This window comes from Dehalococcoidia bacterium (assembly GCA_030018455.1).
Lineage (GTDB): Bacteria > Chloroflexota > Dehalococcoidia > DSTF01 > JALHUB01 > JASEFU01.
The window spans coordinates 654,195-672,394 of sequence record JASEFU010000001.1; the positions used below are offsets into that span (position 1 = coordinate 654,195).

The following is an 18,200-nucleotide window of genomic DNA, read 5'->3' on the forward strand; positions in this document are numbered from 1 at the left end:
GAGCGTCGAGGAGCTTGTGCCGGCGTCGAGCGAGGCGGTGGTGCTGGCGATACAGCGGTCGACCGGCGACCTGGTGCTGGGTCCGAGCAGTTCCGCTACGGTTCAGAAGGATGACATCCTTATCGTCGTCGGCTACGAGGCGGACCTGGAGCCGCTTTTCAGGCTGGGCCACCCCGGTCCGCACGCTCCTTGACAGGCCGCGACCCGCGAGAACGTGTCGGAGGCGCATGAGGAACAAGCGTTGCCTTCTCATCTTTAACCCCACTGCCAGAGGCGCCCCTTCGGTTGAGAAGCTGCAAGCGTGTCTTCGTTGGCTCGAACAGGAGGAGTGGGACGCGGCGCTCACGCTTACAGAGGAGCGCGGGCACGCGATCTCGCTGGCCCGCCGGGCAGCGGAGGAGGGTACAGAAATCGTCGTCGCCTGCGGCGGCGACGGCACCGTCAACGAAGTGACGAACGGCCTTGCCGGTTCAGCCAGCGCGCTTGCCGTCATCCCCGGCGGCACTGCCAACGTCTGGGCCAAGGAAGTCAGAATTCCGCGGAATCCCCTGCGCGCCGTGCGTCTGCTCGCCGAAGGGGAGGTACGAAGGGTCGACCTCGGCCGCGTGCGGTTCCACTCCGGGGGCGAGCGCTACTTCCTGCTCATGGCCGGCGTCGGGCTCGATGGGCATATCGTAGGCATTGTGCCCGAGCGGCTGAAGCGCCGGCTGGGCGCGGCCGCCTACGTTGTGCACGGCCTCCGGGAGGCGTTGCGCTACCGCAGCACCCGCACCACTCTCGCTATCGACGGCTCTCCACTGGAAGCAGAGCTCAACTGGCTGCTGGCCGGCAATACGCGCTCGTACGGCGGCGTGGTGAACGTGGCCCGTCAGGCATGCGCCGATGACGGGCTGCTCGACGTGTACGTCTTCCAGGGCCACGGCGTCCGGCGGATGTTCGTGCACGGGCTGCGGATATTGGCCCGTGCGCACGAAAGGGCGCCCGGCGTCGTCTATATGAGGGCGAAAGATATCGAACTTGCCGAGCCCTGCGCGCTACCCGTGCAGGTCGACGGCGATTTCGTGGGGCTGGCACCCCTCACGATGTCCGTCGCGCCCGCGGCCCTCGCGGTCGTCGTCCCCGCGGGCGTCAAGAGTCCGCTGTTCCAGCAGGCGCTCCCCTGAAGGCCTGCTCCAGCCTTCGCACCCGACCGTCTTCCACCACGAAGACTGTCGCTCCCACCGCAATCCGTTCGATCTCCCCTTGCTCGGCAGAGGTGATCCACACCTGGTCGAAGCCGCCGGCCGCCTCCAGGACGCTTGTCCGCCGCCGCGCGTCCATCTCCGAGAGGATGTCGTCGAGGAGCAGCACGGGGTGCTCTCCGGAGCGTTCGAGCAGCAGGCGGGCCTCGGCGAGGCGGAGCGCGAGGGCGATGGTGCGCGCCTGCGCCCGCGAGGCGAAAGCGACGGCGGGCCGGCCGTTCAGCGTGAGGGCAACGTCGTCGCGGTGCGGCCCCCACAGCGATGCGGCGGCCGCGACTTCGCGCTCGCGGTTGCGGTTCAGCGTTTCGACGAGGCCGGCGGCGATGTCGCGTTCCTCGGCGTCGCTGAGGTCGGCGCCGTCCCATTCTCTGCCGCCGCGCGGTCGGTACGCCACCATGAGCTCTTCACGGGCGTCGCTCAGGAAGGCGTGCGTCTCCCCCGCATAGCCGGAAAGGAGCGCGACGGCGCGGGCGCGCCTGCTGACGATGGCGGCGGCCAGGTCGGCGAAGCGGACGTCCCAGAAGGCAAGCTCGTCCCTGCCTGCTAGGGCGGACTGGACGCGGTGCAACAATGCGTTCCGCTGCGTCAGGACCTTGCCATACTGCTGGAGGGCGCCGAGATAGGCTTCGTCGACCTGCGAGAGCGCCACGTCGAGGTAGCGACGGCGCAGGGCGGGCGGCCCGCCCACGAGGTCGATGTCCGGTGAGGTGAAGAGGACGGCCTTGATGCGCCCCATCGCCCCCGACAGCCGCCTAGGGGTGCCGTTCACCCGTACTTTCTTCGCCGCCCGCGCGCGATCGTCCGTCGCGGACGCCGTCTGCTGTCCCTCGATAATCATCTCGACGCGGACGGGGCCCGAGGACGTCTCGGCATCGGCGACGAGGCGGGCGACGGGAATCGGGCCGTCGAGCGCTTCCCAGCGGATGAGTTCCACGTCCGTTGACACGCGCAGCGAGCGCATGGTCGACAGGAGATGGACGGCTTCGAGGAGGTTTGTCTTGCCCTGGGCGTTGTCTCCGAGGAAGAGCAGGCGTCCCGCCGGCAGCGAGAGGTCGAGGCGGCTGTAGTTGCGGAAGTCGCTGAGGCTCAGATGGGAGATGCGCATAGCGGCAAGGCTCCGGCGGCGGTGGAGTCACCTTCGAGTGTAGCGGAAGCGGGAGCGAGGGGATAGGGGTCGCGCGCCGCGGGGAAACGGTTGTGGGCGGGCACCGCCGCAAATGGGACGGGCGTCGAGCCCACGGGGTCGTTACCATAGGGCGGGCATCTTGCCCGCCTGGGAGAACAGGCCTACGGCGCTGCCGCGGCGAAGCGCACCCGCAGCCGCAGGGCGTCGGGGCGTGATTCCTCTATCTCCGCTTGCTGTCCCGTCGCCTGCGAGAGGGTATCGACCAGCTCGCGCGCGGTTACCGGCTCCCGGAGGGTGAGCACGATGCGAGCTTCGCCGTCGAAGTAGCGCTCTACGGATGCCCCTTCGACCGACGGCAACCGCATCAGCGCCCGTTGCGCCTCCATCAGCCCCTGGAAGCCGGGGACAGCGGAGATCGCCAGGGTGAGGGGCGCCTCTCCGGGCGAGAACTCCGGTTCCCTCTCCGCGGGCGGCGGCGCCTCTTCCGCCGGCTTGCCGGGCAGCGGCGTCGTCCGAAGCTTTTCGACCGAGGCCGCCAGCTCTTCCAGGCGCTTTTCCAGCCGCTCGTTTGCCCGCGCCAGCGAGCTCACCTGTTCGCTCAAGTGACGCCTGTCGTCGTCCATCCGGTCCTGCGCCCGCTCGATGTAGTCTTTGAGGGCGCGGGAGCCCGACTGGACCTCGTCGATAAGCGTGCGCCGTTCCTCCGTTAGGCGGTCGAGGGCGCGGTCGAAGTGCTCGGTGAGGGTGCGTATAAGCTGATTGATTTCCTCAAACGAAGGCCCCTGAGCGGGGGCGGCGACGCCGGCGGGGGTCGGCGCCGGCTGTTCCGGGGGAGCGCCCCCAAGCAGAGTTTCCGCCTCCGAAAGGGCCTGTGCCAGGATCTCTGCTGCCCGGCGGGCTGCTTCTCTTGCGGGTTCACGGCGTTCCTCGCCCGGCGTCTCCTCTGACGGAACGGGCTCCTCCGGCCGTTCCGGTGGTATCTGCGTCTTCTCCGGCATATATGCTACCTCTTCTTCGGAGGTCGAAGGTCGGGCGCGCGCCCGGCCCGCGGTCTTTTGCGGCTTCGGCGGCCCGGCGACGGCCTGCCACAGGCGCTCGAGCGGCGGAGGCAAAGGGATGCCTCGTTTGCGTCGCGCTTTGTGTGGGCTTTTCGGGAAGTCCTTTTCCGGCCCGCCTCTGGTCTCCGGTGACTTCTTCTGCTTCATCCCGCTTCCATGATGACAGTGGGGCCGTGGGAAGACGGCCTCATACGTTATATCGGCAGGAGAGGTGCCACATCGAAGAGAGGGCTTACCCCTATTCGAGAACAGCGATCATTATACCGCAGCGTCTTGAACGATGGTGGGGGCGGGAAATCGGCCCAAGATAGGCGACAGCAGCGTTTCAGGGCCGGCGTCGCTGCCGCGGCGGCGGGCGCACCTGCCCGCACCAGGCGCGTGCCTCCATCTTGAGGCGGGGGCCGACCGTCGTGTGAATGCCGTCGGACTGGCCGAGCAAGTCGCCGCCGCTTGTATAGAGCCGGTAGCAGATGTGTCCGTCAAGGTCGGCGGGGAGCTTGAGCAAGAGTTCGCCGTGGGAACAGCAGACGGTCAGACCATCGGGGAAAGGCACGGCGTTGCCGGAGTCGGCAACGGGCCGGCCGGCAGAATCGTAGAGGTGGAAAAAGACACGCGAACCCCCGTCCTCATCGATGCCGATATTGAGGATGACTTCGCCCGTAGGCGCGTCTATGAAGGCGATTGACGTGCCGGGCCTTCGGTGTCCGAGCCTCGTAGGGTCCTCCTGTCGCGAGAGTGTCCGGCGGCCGCTGTCAGCGACGGCGCCGAAAGCCTGTCCGCCGCGGATGCCGCCCCTGATGGCCGGAGGACGTATCAACAGCGACGTCCATCGTCCGGCCTTTGAGACCGGCCCCCTTGAGGGCCTCCATCGCTGCCCGCGCGGCTTCATCCTCGAGCTCGACGAAAGCAAAACCACGCGACCTGCCGCCGCGGCTGCGGGCAACGCGGAGGGATGTAATCCTTCCGAATGCCGCGAACGTGGCGTGCAGGTCGCTTTCGGTGGTTTCAGGGGACAAGTTTCCGACGAAGAGAGTAGTCAGTTCGCTCCTCCTTTCCGGGCGCCTTCGCCAGCGGCGACGGCGTCCCTGCCCCCTTACTGGAGACTTCGCTACCAGTCGTTACCAGTAGCGGCTTCGGGCGGGCGAGCGCTGAGCGAAGCAGTCGCGACAGTAGACGGCCCTATCGCCGCGGGGCTCGAAGGGCACCTCGGCGGTGCGGCCGCACTGCGCGCAGACGGTGGTGTACATCCTTCGCGGGGATGCTCCGTAACCGCCGCCCCAGCCCCCTCCGCGCTCCATCTTCCTGGCGGCGCGGCAGGTGGCGCAGCGCTTGGGCTCGTTGGTGAACCCGCTGCGGGCATGGTACTCCTGGTCTTCTACGGAGAAAATGAACTCGGCTCCGCAGTCCACGCAGGTTAGGGTTTTGTCGGTGTAGGACACTCGACGACCTCCTTTATTTGCTGCTCCTTGTCGTCGAGTGCGAGAGAGAACGAAGGCTCTGTACTGGCAGTTCGAGGACAGGACACTAACTTGCACGTAGTATATCACACCCTGCGACCTTTGTCACTCGTGTTGGCGATTCTCCAGGGCTCCCCCTGCGTCCGGGTGTGGGGACGCATCTGGCCGCCCTGATGCCCCTGCCGCGCAACCCCGAATCCACGGGCACCCGCGCCGTCGTCTCCCGCGGGAAAAGTTGACACTGTCGGTGCCCTCCAGTAAGATACTCGGTGGGCGGCGCCTCCCGGCGTCGCTGAGTCTTTAGATGGCCAAATACATATTCGTCACCGGCGGTGTCGTAAGCTCCGTCGGCAAGGGAATAACCACAGCCGCCATCGGTCGCCTTCTCAAGAGCCGCAACATCTCCGTCTCAATCCAGAAGCTCGACCCCTACCTCAACGTCGACCCCGGCACCATGTCGCCCTACCAGCACGGCGAGGTCTTCGTCACCGGCGACGGCGCCGAGACCGACCTCGACCTCGGCCACTACGAGCGCTTCATCGACGAAGACCTGACGGGCCGCAGCTCGGTGACGACGGGGCAGATCTACCAAGCGGTCATCCAGAAGGAGCGGCGCGGCGATTTCCTCGGCGGCACTATCCAGGCCATCCCCCACATCACGGGCGAGATCAAGGCGCGCATCCGCGAAGTGGCGGAGGTGAGCGGCGCCGACGTGGTCATCGTCGAGGTCGGCGGCACCGTGGGCGACATCGAGGGGCAGCCGTTCCTGGAAGCGATACGCCAGATGCGCAACGAGGAGCCGCGCGACGCCATACTCTCGATACACGTCACGCTGCTCCCTCACATCGGCTCCACCGGCGAAATCAAGACCAAGCCCACGCAGCACAGCGTCCGCGAGCTGCGGAGCGTGGGCATCCAGCCCGACATCATCGTCTGCCGCAGCGATTATCCGGTGACCCAGGAGATCAAAGATAAGGTCGCGCTGTTCTGCGACGTGGAGAAGCGCGCCGTGATCCCTCTGCGCACCATGCCGAGCATCTACCAGGTGCCGCTCGTCCTCGAGGAGGCGGGCCTGGGCGACCTCATTATCGAGCGCCTCCGCCTGCCCGCCGGCTCGCGCGACCTCTCCGGCTGGCGACAGCTGGTGGAGCGCTTGCTTCACCCGAGCGGGCGCGTGCGGGTGGGCATCGTCGGGAAGTACACGGAGCTGCCCGACGCGTATCTCTCCGTCAAGGAGTCGCTCATCCACGCCGGCATATACTATGACGTGGCCGTCGACATCGAGTGGATTCATTCGCAATCGCTGGAGGAGCCGGACGGGGAGTCGGCGTTGCAGCGGGTGCAGGGCATCATTGTGCCGGGAGGCTTCGGGGAGCGCGGCATCGAGGGGAAGATAAAGGCGGCGCGCTTCGCCCGCGAGCAGGGCGTGCCCTATCTGGGGCTTTGCCTGGGGATGCAGGTGATGGTGGTGGAGGCGGCGCGCCTCGCCTTCGGCTGCGACCTGCCCAACTCGACCGAGTTCGACGCCGACACGCCCTATCCCGTGATCAGTCTGCTCGAGGAGCAGGAGGGCGTGCGTCAGAAAGGCGGCACGATGCGGCTCGGCGTCTACCCCTGCCGCCTGGTGCTGGGCACGAAAGCGCATGCCGCCTACGCCGTCGACGAGGTGAAGGAGCGGCACCGCCACCGCTACGAGTTCAACAACGCCTTCCGCGAAGCGCTGGAGGGGGTCGGGCTCGTCGCCAGCGGACTCTCGCCCGACGGCTCGCTGGTCGAGATATGCGAGATCAGGGACCACCCGTTCATGGTGGGCACCCAGTTCCACCCCGAGTTCCGCTCCCGGCCCGACCGTCCGCACCCGCTGTTCCGCGAGTTCATGGCCGCGGTCAAGGAGCGCTCGCTGGCGCACGCTTCGCTCCTCGGCATGAGAGCGGCCGCCGATGCGCCGGTCAGAGAGAGCGTGAGCGACCATCCGAATGGCCCGTAGGGTCGTAACGTCGGCGCAACGTGTACATTCACCCGGCAAACCGATTAGAATCGTGAGAAGAGAGCCTTAGTCCGGAACTTGGGAGAAGCGAGTGCGTCTGTTCCTCGACACGGCCAATATCGACGAGATACGCGAAGCGGCGCGGCTCGGCGTTATCTCCGGTGTCACCACCAACCCCACCCTCATGGCCAAGGAAGAGGGGGTCGACTATAGAGACAGGGTGGTGGAGATATGCGAGGTCGTGAACGGCCCCGTCTCCGCCGAATGCCTTTCCCGCGATGTCCCTGGCCTGATTGCTGAGGCGAAGGAGGTCGCGTCCTGGCATCCCAACGTGGTGGTGAAGATCCCGATCGATGCCGCCGGCCTCGAAGCCACGTCGAAGCTCGCGCGCGAAGGCGTGAAGGTGAATATGACGCTCGTCTTCTCCGCCAACCAGGCGCTCCTGGCCGCTCTCGCCGGCGCGGCCTACGTGAGCCCGTTCGTCGGGCGCCTCGACGACGCCGGCCACGACGGCATGGAGGTGGTCCGCGACGCGGTGGAGATAATTGACCGCTACCGGCTTCCGTCTCAGGTGATCGCCGCCAGCCTGCGCCACCCCAGGCACGTTGTCGCCGCCGCCAGGTGCGGGGCGCCCATCGCCACCGTGCCCTACCAGGTGTTCAAGGCGATGCTGAAGCACCCGCTGACGGACGCCGGGATAGAGCGCTTTCTGGCCGACGCACGGCGCTATTCGAAGTCGGAGGCGCGGCGGGAAAACTGAATTTGTGGCAGATGTAGTTGTTGCAAATCCGGTGCTGGTGTAATATATAGTCGAACCGCGGACTGAAGTGCCTTATCTCCCTGCACCAGTTACCGAATCCCCAATCCCTGACAATCTTAAAGAATAGAGGACTATCAAGATGGGTCCAGCCAATGGACTGAATATCGCTGAGTTGGAGACGAAGACCCGCGAGGACCTCATGGACATCGCGAAGGAGCTGGGTATCTCCGGCTACAGCACACTCAAGAAACAAGACCTCATCTTCCGCCTGCTGCAGGCGCAGACGGAACGAGAGGGGAATATATTCAGCGGCGGCGTCCTCGAGGTCGTGGATGACGGCTACGGCTTTCTGCGCGGCGAAAGCCTTCTTCCCGGCCTGAACGACGTTTACGTCTCGCAGTCGCAGATCCGCCGCTTTGCCCTGCGCACCGGCGATTACGTCACCGGCCAGGTGCGGCCGCCCAAAGACAGCGAGCGCTACTACGGGCTGCTGCGCGTGGAGGCGGTGAACGGGCTCGACCCGGAGGTGGCCAAGAACCGGCCCTACTTCGAGAACCTGACCGCCATCTTCCCCAACCGAATGCTGAACCTAGAGACGGCGCCTAATCAGCTCTCGCAGCGCGTCATCAACCTCGTGGCGCCGATTGGAAGGGGACAGCGCGGGCTCATCGTCTCGCCGCCCAAGGCCGGCAAGACCTTCCTCCTAAAGGCGATCGCTAACGGCGTGACAACGAACGCCAGCGACGTCCACCTCATGGTCCTCCTCATCGGTGAGCGGCCGGAAGAGGTGACAGACATGCGACGCTCCGTCCAGGGGGAGGTCATAAGTTCCACGTTCGACGAGCCCGTGGAGGACCACGTGCGCGTCGCCGAGCTAGGACTCGACCGCGCCAAGCGGCTCGTGGAGTGCGGCAAAGACGTCGTGATCTTGCTCGATAGCATCACGCGCCTCACCCGCGCCTACAACCTGGCGATGCCCACGAGCGGCCGCACCCTCTCTGGCGGCATCGACCCCATTGCCCTGCACCCGCCCAAGCGCTTCTTCGGCGCCGCCCGCAACACGGAAGAAAGCGGCAGCCTCACCATCATCGGCACGTGTCTCGTCGACACCGGCAGCCGCATGGACGAGGTGATCTACGAGGAGTTCAAGGGCACGGGCAACATGGAGATCCACCTCGACCGGCGCCTCGCCGAGCGGCGAATCTGGCCCGCCATCGACATCCTGCGCAGCGGCACCCGTCGCGAAGAACTGCTGCTGGACGAGGAGACGCTGCGCCAGGTGTGGCTCGTCCGCAGGATGACGGCGATGATCGGCGCCAACGCGCCCAACCCCACTGAGGCTACCGAGCGGCTGCTCGAGAGACTGGCCAAGACGCGGAATAACGCGGAGTTCCTGGCCACCCTCAAGCAAGAGATGTAGCGTTCTCTTATTCCTCTCGTTCCTTCCGAAAGACCGCGCGCGGGCAACAACTGCCGCAAAAATTACATTTTCGTGTCGAAAACCCCTAGACTTATAAGAGAATGGCGGCTAAAATGCGCGCAAATCGGCTTGTCGCCGTCTTGACAACGTGGTGTAGAATAGCAAAGGTTTTTCGGCGGCCACGACCGAGTAGGAGGCAGGGAGCATTAGAGGCACGCTCAGCCCACGCTACCCGGGTCGTAGAAAACGATCAGGGACGTGTACCGGAGACCAGGGACAGACCTCTCCCGCCACTGCCGCCTTCTGTGGAAAACACAGGGCAGGCTTCCACTTAACCGTCCTCATCGCAGCTTTCATCGCCGTACTCTTCACCTCTTTTCTCGCCGGGCGCATCGATCTCGCTAAACACCGCTTTTCTTCCCCCGTTTCGCTTTCTCTGCCGGGAGTGGCGGCGGCTATCATCCCGCCCGAGCACTCGGTGCTGCGCTCGCCTATGCTGCCGTACACGGAACGGGGCATCCGCGGTGAAGAACCCTTGCCGACAGTGGCGCCGGTGCCCACCCTGCCGGCGCAGCAAGAAGAGGACATGCTCTTCGCGGCCGCGGCCCCCTTGCCCGCTCCTAAGCCGCCGTTCTTCGTCTACACCGTGCAGGAAGGAGATTCCGTCGGCGCCCTGGCGTCCCGCTTTGGTCTGGCGCCCGCTTCCATCCTCTGGAACAACCTTGACCTCGAGAACGCCGACGTCCTTACCGTCGGGCAGCAGCTGCGAATACCCACCAGCGATGGCCTGATCTACGAGGTCAGGCTGGGAGACACCCTGAGCGACATCGCCGAGCGCTTCGGCGTAACTGTCGACGACATCGTTGCCTTCCCTGCTAACGGGCTGAGCGGGCCGGACGGCATCGTTGAGAACCAGACGCTGTTCGTGCCTAACGGCGTGTTGCCTGCGCCGGCGGAGACACCGGTCGTGGAAGTCCCGCCGCCCGCTCCCATACTACCGTCGCCGGGGCCGACGAGCCCGCCGGCGAGCCCACCCCCGACGATCCCGCCCGCGAGAGGGCCGTCGTCCACCGGCTTCATCTGGCCGACCACCGGCAACATATCCAGCTACTTCGGGCCGTCGCACCCCCTGGGCATCGACATCGATATGTTCGGGCGTGGAGGCGCGCCTATCTACGCCGCCGCGTCGGGCACCGTCACCTTTGCGGGCGGGAACGCCTGCTGCTCCTACGGCCTCTACGTAATAGTGAACCACGGGAACGGCTTCGAGACGCTATACGCCCACCTGGGTTCGATCGCCGTGTACCAGGGGCAGTGGGTCGAGCAGGGGCAGATTGTCGGCTACGTCGGCCTCACCGGCTACACCACCGGTTATCACCTGCACTTCGAGGTCCACCTCAACGGAGTCCACGTTAACCCGCTGAACTACCTCCCTTAGGGGCAGCCCGTCCGTAGCGTAGTCTCCTGTCGCCTGTGCTACTTTGGGGTTTTTCGCGGCGCCGTGTGGTCGAGGAGCACTATCTCCGATTCGGCGGGAAGCGTCGCGTGGGTAACGGTTAGCCGCGGCTGAAGCTCGGAGGGGGACGCCCCCATCTCGCGCAGGAAACGGTCTACTCCGTCGAGCTTGAGGTCGGAGCCGGGCATCGCGTAGTGCATGGGCACGATCATCCGCGGCTCGAGGAGGCTCACCGTCTCGGCAGCGGTCGCCGCGTCGAGACCGCCCTGCCCGCCGATGGGGACAAGCAGGAGGTCGACGTTGCTCATCGTCTCCGCCTGCTCTGCGCTGGGGACCTGCGCCAGCCGTCCCAGGTGGCAGACGCGCATCCCCTCGAGCTCGATGACGTAGGCGGTGTTCTTGCCGTCCTTGCCGCGTCCCTTAGCGGAGTTCGTCGCGATCCCCGTAATCAGGATGCCCGCGCTCTCGTACTCCCCGGGGCCCCAGATCACGAGCGGGGAACCGCTGACGCCGCCCACGTAGCTATGATCGGGGTGGGCGCAGCTAACGGTGACGATATCGGCTGCGGGGCGGCCCATCGACAAACCGCCGGTCTTGGGGAAGGGGTCAGTCAGAATTGCGGCCTCTCTGCCGCGAATACGGAAGCAGGAGAGGCCAAGCCATATGAGTTCCATCGGACGCAGTATAGCATCCCTTTCCTCTTCAGGCAGCCCCTGCGACGGGGGTTGACAGACCCACCGGCACGCTTATTCTTGTCGCGAGAGTTGCGTCGAGTATTACAACTGGACCGGCATAGACTGGGTAGGGTTCAGCGGCGAGCGGGAAGGCTCTGGGCAGGTCCCTTATGAACACCTTCTCCAGCAAATCAGATAGAGGTGGCGCAATGCCAGCAAGGAGGCGATTAATGAAACGATTTATGCTGGCAGCGTGCGCCGTGGCTGCGGCGCTGGTTGTGCTCAGTGTTGCGGAGGCTCAGACGCCGGAGCCTGTTTCCACGGTGCCGGAGACTCCGGCTGAGAACCTGCCCACGATCGCGCCGCTTCCCACGGCGCAGCCGACGGCCACCTTTCTTGGGAACGCTTGGGTCAACGCTAGGCTCTCGGATGAACCGGTATTCGCGAAGATAGGCGACGTGGTCTGTGGTGAGGCACGGCGGTTTGTTCCGCCCGGCGCATACGGATCCGTCTACGAAGTTGAAGTTGCGTCGGCAGACGACAGGGCAGGCTGTGGGTACGAAGGCGCCACAGTGACATTCCTCATCGGAGACCGCACGGCGAACGAGTCTGGAATCTGGCGTTCCGGCCAGACGACCCAGTTGGTGTTGACGGTTGGGCCGCCGTTTGCGCAGTTCTTTGGGACAGCCTCTGTGGACCCCGCCACAACCGATCTGAATGACCCCCAGGTCGTGCCGTATGTGAACGGCTTGGATTGCGGCTACCAGTTGAACCCGTGGCAAGGGGCGGGCTCCCCCTTCGGCTACCATGTAGTAGTCTATTCCGCTGAGATCAAGGCGGGATGTGCGACGGATGGGCAAGAAGTGTCCTTTAAGCTGGTAGATAAGAGAACAGGGGAGATCGCTGCCGAGGCGATGGGCAGAGCAATCTGGTATCCCCTTGCCTTTGAGAGAGATATCAATCTCGCTTTCACCCGCGTGCCCGTTGCGCAGATCCCGGTTGCCGGCGGTGATGGTGGCACGGGCGTGACGTGGGCACCCGTTTTCGCGATCGGCGGGCTACTGATTCTTGTGGGAGGGATCGGCGGGCTCCTGGCGATCAGAAGGCTGGTTCGTTAATCAGTCGTCCAATCCAGCTTGCGCTTGAAGGGCCGTCCTTGCGGGCGGCCCTCTTGCTCGCTAGAGAGTCGCGGGAGCGTGGTACCATATCGCGTCAGCGCTTGACATCGCATTGGGCTCGTGGTTAACTGAGAATTGGTTAGCACTCTCCACTTTAGAGTGCTAATCGGGAAGTGAAAGAGGACTGCAACCTCTGCTTCCGGTCTCGCATGCGTAACGCGCGGAGACTGGCGGGTTTCGGTTGCATGGTTTTTCGGCGGCCCGAAGAGCGCAGGGGACATCTGCTCTCCATCGGTCACGACGGCTGCCTTGTGTACGACAGGTAACATGACGATGCTGGCTGAAAGGACAGCGCAGATCTTACGTTGCATCGTCGGGGAGTACATCGATACGGCTGTGCCGGTCGGCTCCGAGACGATAGTCCGCAAGTACAACCTTCCCGTGTCTCCGGCCACCGTGCGCAACGAGATGGCGCGGCTCGAGGACGAAGGCTATATCACCCATCCGCACACTTCCGCCGGACGCATCCCTTCCGACAGGGGGTACCGTTACTACGTCGAGTACCTGATGGAGGAGGAAGAGCTGGACGGCGTCTTCAAGTACTCTCTCCGTCAGCGTCTGGTTGACGTTCGGCAGTTCAGCGGCCCGTTCGACGAATGGCTGCGGCTTGCGGTCGCCGTGCTGGCGGAGAGCGTGCGCAACGCCGCCGTGGCCACGGTGCCGCGGCCCCCGCGCTGCGAGTTGCAGCACCTGGAGATCGTCGTCCTCGACCACGGACGGGCGCTGCTCATCGTCGTGTTCAGCGGCGCCTGGGTGAAGCAGCACGTCCTCACCTTCACGGAGCCGATGACGCAGGAAGAGGCCTCGGTTCTCGCCGCGCGCCTGAGCGACCTCTTCGGGCGGCTCACGTACCCGGAGGTCGTTGGCCGGAACGTCGCGCTGTCGCCGGCCGAGAGGCAGGTCATGGACGCGGTCGCCGACATCATGGCGGCCGAGGACGAGGCCCTGTTCGACGCGGCCTACCTCGACGGGATATTGCACGTCTTCCGGCAGCCGGAGTTCGCCGCGATGGACGTGGTGCTGGAGCTGCTGGCAAACCTGCAGGAGGAGAACCTCCCCAAGGCGATCCCGTTCAAGCGGTTGGCGGGGCAGGACATCGCCATGGTGATCGGCGGCGAAAACGAGCAGGATGCGCTCAGACGTTGCAGCATCATCCTCACCGGATACGGCGATCCGGGAAGCGCCAGCGGCGCCCTTGCCGTGCTCGGCCCTACCAGGATGCGGTATTCGCGCATCATACCCACCCTCCGCTTCCTTTCGGAGGTGGTCGGTGAGCAAATGGCGTACTTATCATAATTATCGAAAGAGCTGGGGGCATGGATGTCTGAACAGGAGAAGGAGAACGAACAGCCGGAGATAGTCGATAAGCGCAGTTCCAGCGGCGGCAAGAAGAAGGCGGAGGAGCGCCCCGCGGAGACGGAGGATGTCGAGGCCCTGCGCACCGGCCTGGAGGAAGAGCGCAAGAAGGCAGAAGCCTACCTCGCGAACTGGCAGCGGGCCGCCGCCGACTTCCAGAACTATAAGCGTCGCGTCGAACAGGAGCGCGACGAGGTGGCGCGCCTGGCGAACGCCGCCCTCATCATCAACATCCTGCCCATTCTTGACGACCTCGAGCGCGCGCTCCTCAGCGTCGACACGCACCTGGCCGGCCTGACCTGGGTCGACGGCATCCGCCTCATCTACCGCAAATTTCAGGCCGTGCTCGAGGCGGCGGGCGTCAGCGAGATCAAGACGGAGGGGCAGGACTTCGACCCGCGGGTGCATGAGGCGGTGATGTACGGCGAGGGGGAGGAAGGGAAGATCGTCTCGGAGGTGCAGCGCGGGTATACGCTTGACGGCCGCGTGCTGCGCCCGGCGATGGTCGTCGTCGGCCGCGGCAAGCCGGGGGCCGGTCCGGAGGGCAAGGACGAGGGCGAACAAGGATAAGAAGGGGAAGTTCGGAGGGACACTCTGACGGGGTTGAAGGCTTGCCTGCTGCGGGCAGGGGTGTTGCCTTCGCTTCCATGACTGGTCAGCGGGCGGGTGGGTGGGAAGATAAGCGTTGGCTTGCAGACAGACGGAAAAACGGTGGATGGCCGGAAAACGTGGCAATTGTCGAATCCTACTCTGAAGACCAGGGAGCTTCAGATTTCGGCGAAGATATATGCTTGACGGGGGCTGCGGGATTTAGCCCGCAGAATTGTTAGCACCCACGACGTCGGCAATCATCAATCGAAGATGACTCTCAACGGAGGAGCCTGATATGGGTAAGGTAATAGGAATTGACCTCGGTACCACTAATAGCGCCATGGCCGTCATCGAGGCCGGCGAACCCACGATCATCCCTAACAGCGAGGGCGGACGCATCACCCCCTCCGTCGTCGCCATCAGCAAGTCCGGCGAACGGCTCGTCGGCCAGGTGGCCAAGCGCCAGGCAATCACCAACCCCGAAAACACCATTTACTCGATAAAACGCCTCATGGGACGCAAGTTCGAGGACCCGGAGGTGCAGCGCGACACGAAGCTGCTCTCCTACAAAATCTCGCGCGCCTCCAACGGCGACGCTCACGTCGTCATGGGCGGACGCGAGTACTCGCCGCCCGAAATCTCGGCCATGATCCTGCAGAAGCTGAAGATGGACGCCGAGGCCTACCTGGGCGAGCCTGTAACAGAAGCGGTTATCACCGTGCCCGCCTATTTCAACGACAGCCAGCGCTCCGCGACCAAGGACGCGGGCCGCATCGCCGGGCTCGAAGTGCTGCGCATCATCAACGAGCCCACGGCGGCATCGCTCGCTTACGGACTCGAACGCAAGGAGGAGGAGATAGTCGCCGTCTACGACCTCGGCGGCGGCACTTTCGACATCTCCATCCTCGAACTCGGCGAAGGCACCTTCCAGGTGAAGTCGACGAACGGTAACACACACCTCGGCGGCGACGACTTCGACCAGCGCGTCATCGACTGGCTGGTCGAGGAGTTCCGGCGCGACCAAGGGATCGACCTCAAGCAGGACCGCATGGCGCTGCAGCGGCTCAAGGAGGCGGCGGAGAAGGCGAAGACGGAGCTCTCCACGGTGATGCAGACGGAGATCAATCTCCCCTTCATCACCGCCGATGCGTCGGGCCCAAAGCATATGAACATCACCCTCACGCGCTCGAAGCTGGAGCAGCTCGTCGGCGACCTGGTCGAGGGGACGCTCGGGCCCTGCCGCCAGGCCCTCGCCGACGCCGGCGTCACCGCCGCGCAGGTCGACGAGGTCGTTCTCGTGGGCGGCCAGACGCGCATGCCGCTCGTGCAGGAGACGGTGCGCCAGTTCTTCGGCAAGGAGGCGCACAAGGGCGTCAACCCCGACGAGGTCGTCGCCGTCGGCGCCGCGATCCAGGCTGGCGTGCTGAAGGGCGAAGTGCGCGAGGTGCTGCTGCTCGACGTCACGCCGCTTACGCTCGGCATCGAGACGCTGGGTGGAGTGGCGACGCCGCTCATCCCCCGCAACACGACGATACCGACAAGCAAAAGCCAGATCTTCAGCACCGCCGCCGATAACCAGCCCAGCGTGGAGATTCACGTCCTTCAGGGCGAACGCGCGATGGCCGCCGACAACAAGTCGCTGGGGCGGTTCGTTCTCGACGGCATACTGCCGGCACCGCGCGGCGTCCCCCAGATCGAGGTGACGTTCGATATCGACGCCAACGGCATCCTTAACGTTTCGGCGCAGGACAAGGCCACGGGCAAGGAGCAGAAGATTACGATCACCGCCGGCTCCGGGCTCAGCAAAGAGGAAGTGGAGCGGCTCCAGCGCGAGGCGGAGCTGCACGCGGAGGAAGACCGCCGCCGCCGCGATGAGATCGAGACGCGCAATATGGCCGATAGCCTCGCCTACAACGCCGAGAAGATACTGCGCGAGCAGGCCGAGCGCATCCCCGCCGACATCAAGAGCGAAGTCGAGGGGAAGGTGGCGGCGGTGCGCAACGCCCTGCAATCAGGTGGCATCGACCAGATACGGAGCGCGATGAACGAGCTATCGGAGGCGATGCAGAAGATCGGCGCGGCGGCGTACGGCGGCGCAGCGGGCGCGGAAACGCCTCCGGGCGGCGGCGAGGGCGCGCCTCCACCCGAAGAGGGCACCGTCGAAGGCGAATTCCGAGAGGTCTAGAGTCGGTCTGGGGGGACACCTCTACCTGCTGTCAAAGCCCCAGGCCATCGGCAGGGGACGGCGTCTCTTGCACCCTCGTGTGGTCGATGGCGCCGCCTCGCAGGTCGGGGACTCGGGACGGCGTCGAGCAAGTGCCCCAGCCTTCAGGTTGGGGCATGTTTTCGCAGCACGCTGCGGTAATTCCGGCCCGTCGTTATCCTTCAGAGAGCCCACGACTTCGCCGAAAGGGGCGAGTCGGGCACAGAGGGCCGACCTGCCGGGGGGAGATGGATCGGTGCCAGGCCCTGGCCCCGGCGCGTTCTCTGACATGCCGCCCCCCGCGTGATATCATCTTCGCATGGCGAGCACGCCCGACAGCGCCAGAGAGCTGCCGCTACGCAATAAGATGCTCTATGCCTCCGGCTCACTCGGAGGCAACGTCATCTCCCGCAGCAAAGACCTCTGGATCATCTACTTCTATGCCCCGCCTGCCGACGCCGATCTCCCCACCCTCGTCCCCCGCGTCACGCTCGGCCTGCTGCTCTTCCTCGCCCGCCTCATCGAAGCCTTCGACGACCCCCTCATCGGCTACTGGAGCGACCGCACGAGCAGCCGTTGGGGACGGCGCATCCCCTTCGTAATCACCGCCACGCCCTTCTACGCCTTCTTCTTCTTCCTCCTCTGGACGCCGCCTGACGACTCGACCACCGTGCGCAACGCCGTCTACTTCTTCGTGGTCCTCGAAACCTTTCACCTTTTCAGCACGCTGTCCGGCGGCCCCTTCGAATCCCTACTGCCTGAAATCGCGGTGACCAGCAAGGACCGCGTCGCCGTCGTCGCCTGGCAGGTCGCTTTCGGGGCGGTCGGCGCCGGCATCGGCCTCGTCGCTAGCGGCCTGATCATCGACGCCTTCGGTTTCACCATCATGGGACTGATCATGGGCGCGACGGGCCTTCTTTCGCGCTACGTTGCTCTCGCCGGCGTCTGGGGGCACGTTAAGCGGGAGGTGCCCCCGGCGCGCATGAAATTGATGCAGGCCTTTCGCACCACCTTCTCCAATGACCAGTTCCTCTTCTTTCTCCCCACATACATCCTGTTCAACGCCGGCATCTCGATGATGACGGGCGTGCTGCCCTTCTTCACGACGGCGGTGCTGGAGATCGAGGAGGAAGGCGCGATAGTCGCTGCCCTGACGGCGACCGCGATAACCGTTCTGATGCTTGCCCTCGTGCCGATGTACCTCATCTCCCGACGCAAGGGCAAGGCGTGGACGTATTCGCTGGCGATGCTTATCGCCGGGCTGTACCTGCCGTGGCTGTTCTTCATGGGCTTCGTTCCCGGCATCGACCGCCTCGTCCAGACCTTTATCTTCGCCGCCTTCATTGGCTTGCCGATGACGGCCATGCAGACGTTCCCCAACGCGATAATGGCCGACATCATAGATTACGATGCCGTGAAGACGGGCCTCCGCCGCGAGGCGATGTACTACGGGACACAGGCCACCCTCGAAAAGATGGCGTCGGCCCTTTATCCGCCCATTCTCGCCGGCCTCCTCGAGCTCGGGAGCACTACGGCCGACCCACTCGGGATCAGGCTCGTCGGGCCGGTGGCAGGCCTCCTGTCGCTAACGGCGTATTTCTCCTTTCGCGGCTATCGTCTGCCGGATACCGTCACGCCGGAGACCCTGGCCGAACGCGGCATGACACGGTGAAAGCAAGGCGCGTGTCTGCTA

Annotated in this window: 17 protein-coding genes; 11 read left to right on the forward strand and 6 right to left on the reverse strand. The window is 65.0% G+C overall.

The genetic code is table 11. From position 1 onward, the window contains the following. Both QME71_03155 and QME71_03160 read left to right on the forward strand, forming a co-directional pair. A partial coding sequence (locus QME71_03155) for a hypothetical protein (GenBank protein MDI6857295.1) occupies positions 1–193 on the forward strand: 193 nt, incomplete at its 5' end. Between the two features lie 34 nt (positions 194–227). Then, positions 228–1,163, forward strand: a complete 936-nt coding sequence (locus tag QME71_03160; protein MDI6857296.1) for a diacylglycerol kinase family lipid kinase — start codon at positions 228–230, stop codon at positions 1,161–1,163. Here the strand turns inward: QME71_03160 and QME71_03165 are convergent. The 5 genes from QME71_03165 to QME71_03185 form a co-directional block, all read right to left on the reverse strand. After that, a complete protein-coding gene (locus QME71_03165) occupies positions 1,129–2,346 on the reverse strand; it encodes a DNA replication/repair protein RecF (GenBank protein MDI6857297.1) in 1,218 nt (405 codons plus the stop codon). The genes QME71_03160 and QME71_03165 overlap by 35 nt on opposite strands. A 182-nt stretch (positions 2,347–2,528) precedes the next feature. Beyond that, on the reverse strand, positions 2,529–3,572 hold the full coding sequence (locus QME71_03170) for a hypothetical protein (GenBank protein MDI6857298.1): 1,044 nt from the start codon (positions 3,570–3,572) through the stop codon (positions 2,529–2,531). Positions 3,573–3,750: 178 nt separating this feature from the next. Beyond that, on the reverse strand, positions 3,751–4,242 hold the full coding sequence (locus QME71_03175; GenBank protein ID MDI6857299.1) for a hypothetical protein: 492 nt from the start codon (positions 4,240–4,242) through the stop codon (positions 3,751–3,753). After that, the gene (locus QME71_03180; protein ID MDI6857300.1) at positions 4,178–4,465 is read right to left on the reverse strand and encodes an RNA-binding protein; all 288 of its coding nucleotides are present in this window, start codon (positions 4,463–4,465) and stop codon (positions 4,178–4,180) included. Before QME71_03180 ends, QME71_03175 begins: the two co-directional genes overlap by 65 nt. Positions 4,466–4,543: 78 nt before the next feature. After that, complete coding sequence (locus QME71_03185) at positions 4,544–4,864, reverse strand: zinc-ribbon domain containing protein (GenBank protein MDI6857301.1); 321 nt, start codon at positions 4,862–4,864, stop codon at positions 4,544–4,546. A gap of 322 nt (positions 4,865–5,186) precedes the next feature. On the opposite strand from QME71_03185, the gene QME71_03190 reads away from it, so the two are divergent. From QME71_03190 to QME71_03205, 4 genes are all read left to right on the forward strand, one after another. Further along, a complete protein-coding gene (locus tag QME71_03190) occupies positions 5,187–6,869 on the forward strand; it encodes a CTP synthase (GenBank protein MDI6857302.1) in 1,683 nt (560 codons plus the stop codon). A 91-nt stretch (positions 6,870–6,960) separates the two neighbouring features. Beyond that, complete coding sequence (fsa, locus tag QME71_03195; GenBank protein ID MDI6857303.1) at positions 6,961–7,629, forward strand: fructose-6-phosphate aldolase; 669 nt, start codon at positions 6,961–6,963, stop codon at positions 7,627–7,629. A 139-nt stretch (positions 7,630–7,768) separates the two neighbouring features. Further along, the gene (gene rho, locus QME71_03200) at positions 7,769–9,049 is read left to right on the forward strand and encodes a transcription termination factor Rho (GenBank protein ID MDI6857304.1); all 1,281 of its coding nucleotides are present in this window, start codon (positions 7,769–7,771) and stop codon (positions 9,047–9,049) included. 544 nt (positions 9,050–9,593) lie between these two features. Further along, positions 9,594–10,487: a M23 family metallopeptidase gene (locus QME71_03205; protein ID MDI6857305.1), complete on the forward strand. Its 894-nt coding sequence runs from the start codon at positions 9,594–9,596 to the stop codon at positions 10,485–10,487. 38 nt (positions 10,488–10,525) lie between these two features. Here QME71_03205 and QME71_03210 read toward each other — a convergent pair whose 3' ends face one another. Further along, positions 10,526–11,179: an MBL fold metallo-hydrolase gene (locus QME71_03210; protein ID MDI6857306.1), complete on the reverse strand. Its 654-nt coding sequence runs from the start codon at positions 11,177–11,179 to the stop codon at positions 10,526–10,528. Positions 11,180–11,409: 230 nt separating this feature from the next. Between QME71_03210 and QME71_03215 the strand changes: the two genes are divergently transcribed. The 5 genes from QME71_03215 (at position 11,410) to QME71_03235 (ending at position 18,179) form a co-directional block, all read left to right on the forward strand. Beyond that, positions 11,410–12,297 (forward strand): hypothetical protein, encoded by an 888-nt coding sequence (locus QME71_03215; protein ID MDI6857307.1) that lies wholly within the window; start codon positions 11,410–11,412, stop codon positions 12,295–12,297. Between the two features lie 327 nt (positions 12,298–12,624). Next, the gene (gene hrcA, locus QME71_03220) at positions 12,625–13,653 is read left to right on the forward strand and encodes a heat-inducible transcriptional repressor HrcA (GenBank protein ID MDI6857308.1); all 1,029 of its coding nucleotides are present in this window, start codon (positions 12,625–12,627) and stop codon (positions 13,651–13,653) included. A gap of 24 nt (positions 13,654–13,677) precedes the next feature. Next, positions 13,678–14,283, forward strand: coding sequence for a nucleotide exchange factor GrpE (locus tag QME71_03225; protein MDI6857309.1), 606 nt, complete (start codon positions 13,678–13,680; stop codon positions 14,281–14,283). Between the two features lie 316 nt (positions 14,284–14,599). After that, a complete protein-coding gene (gene dnaK / locus QME71_03230) occupies positions 14,600–16,489 on the forward strand; it encodes a molecular chaperone DnaK (GenBank protein MDI6857310.1) in 1,890 nt (629 codons plus the stop codon). A 337-nt stretch (positions 16,490–16,826) separates the two neighbouring features. Further along, on the forward strand, positions 16,827–18,179 hold the full coding sequence (locus QME71_03235) for an MFS transporter (protein ID MDI6857311.1): 1,353 nt from the start codon (positions 16,827–16,829) through the stop codon (positions 18,177–18,179). Positions 18,180–18,200: the final 21 nt, after the last annotated feature.

Bases quoted from the DNA above. Each gene is read 5' to 3' on its own strand.
- QME71_03160 (MDI6857296.1), top strand. From the start codon at position 228: ATGAGGAACAAGCGTTGCCTTCTCATCTTTAACCCCACTGCCAGAGGC.
- QME71_03165 (MDI6857297.1), bottom strand. From the start codon at position 2,346: ATGCGCATCTCCCATCTGAGCCTCAGCGACTTCCGCAACTACAGCCGC.
- QME71_03170 (MDI6857298.1), bottom strand. From the start codon at position 3,572: ATGAAGCAGAAGAAGTCACCGGAGACCAGAGGCGGGCCGGAAAAGGAC.
- QME71_03190 (MDI6857302.1), top strand. From the start codon at position 5,187: ATGGCCAAATACATATTCGTCACCGGCGGTGTCGTAAGCTCCGTCGGC.
- rho (MDI6857304.1), top strand. From the start codon at position 7,769: ATGGGTCCAGCCAATGGACTGAATATCGCTGAGTTGGAGACGAAGACC.
- QME71_03210 (MDI6857306.1), bottom strand. From the start codon at position 11,179: ATGGAACTCATATGGCTTGGCCTCTCCTGCTTCCGTATTCGCGGCAGA.
- QME71_03215 (MDI6857307.1), top strand. From the start codon at position 11,410: ATGAAACGATTTATGCTGGCAGCGTGCGCCGTGGCTGCGGCGCTGGTT.
- hrcA (MDI6857308.1), top strand. From the start codon at position 12,625: ATGACGATGCTGGCTGAAAGGACAGCGCAGATCTTACGTTGCATCGTC.
- QME71_03225 (MDI6857309.1), top strand. From the start codon at position 13,678: ATGTCTGAACAGGAGAAGGAGAACGAACAGCCGGAGATAGTCGATAAG.
- dnaK (MDI6857310.1), top strand. From the start codon at position 14,600: ATGGGTAAGGTAATAGGAATTGACCTCGGTACCACTAATAGCGCCATG.
- QME71_03235 (MDI6857311.1), top strand. From the start codon at position 16,827: ATGGCGAGCACGCCCGACAGCGCCAGAGAGCTGCCGCTACGCAATAAG.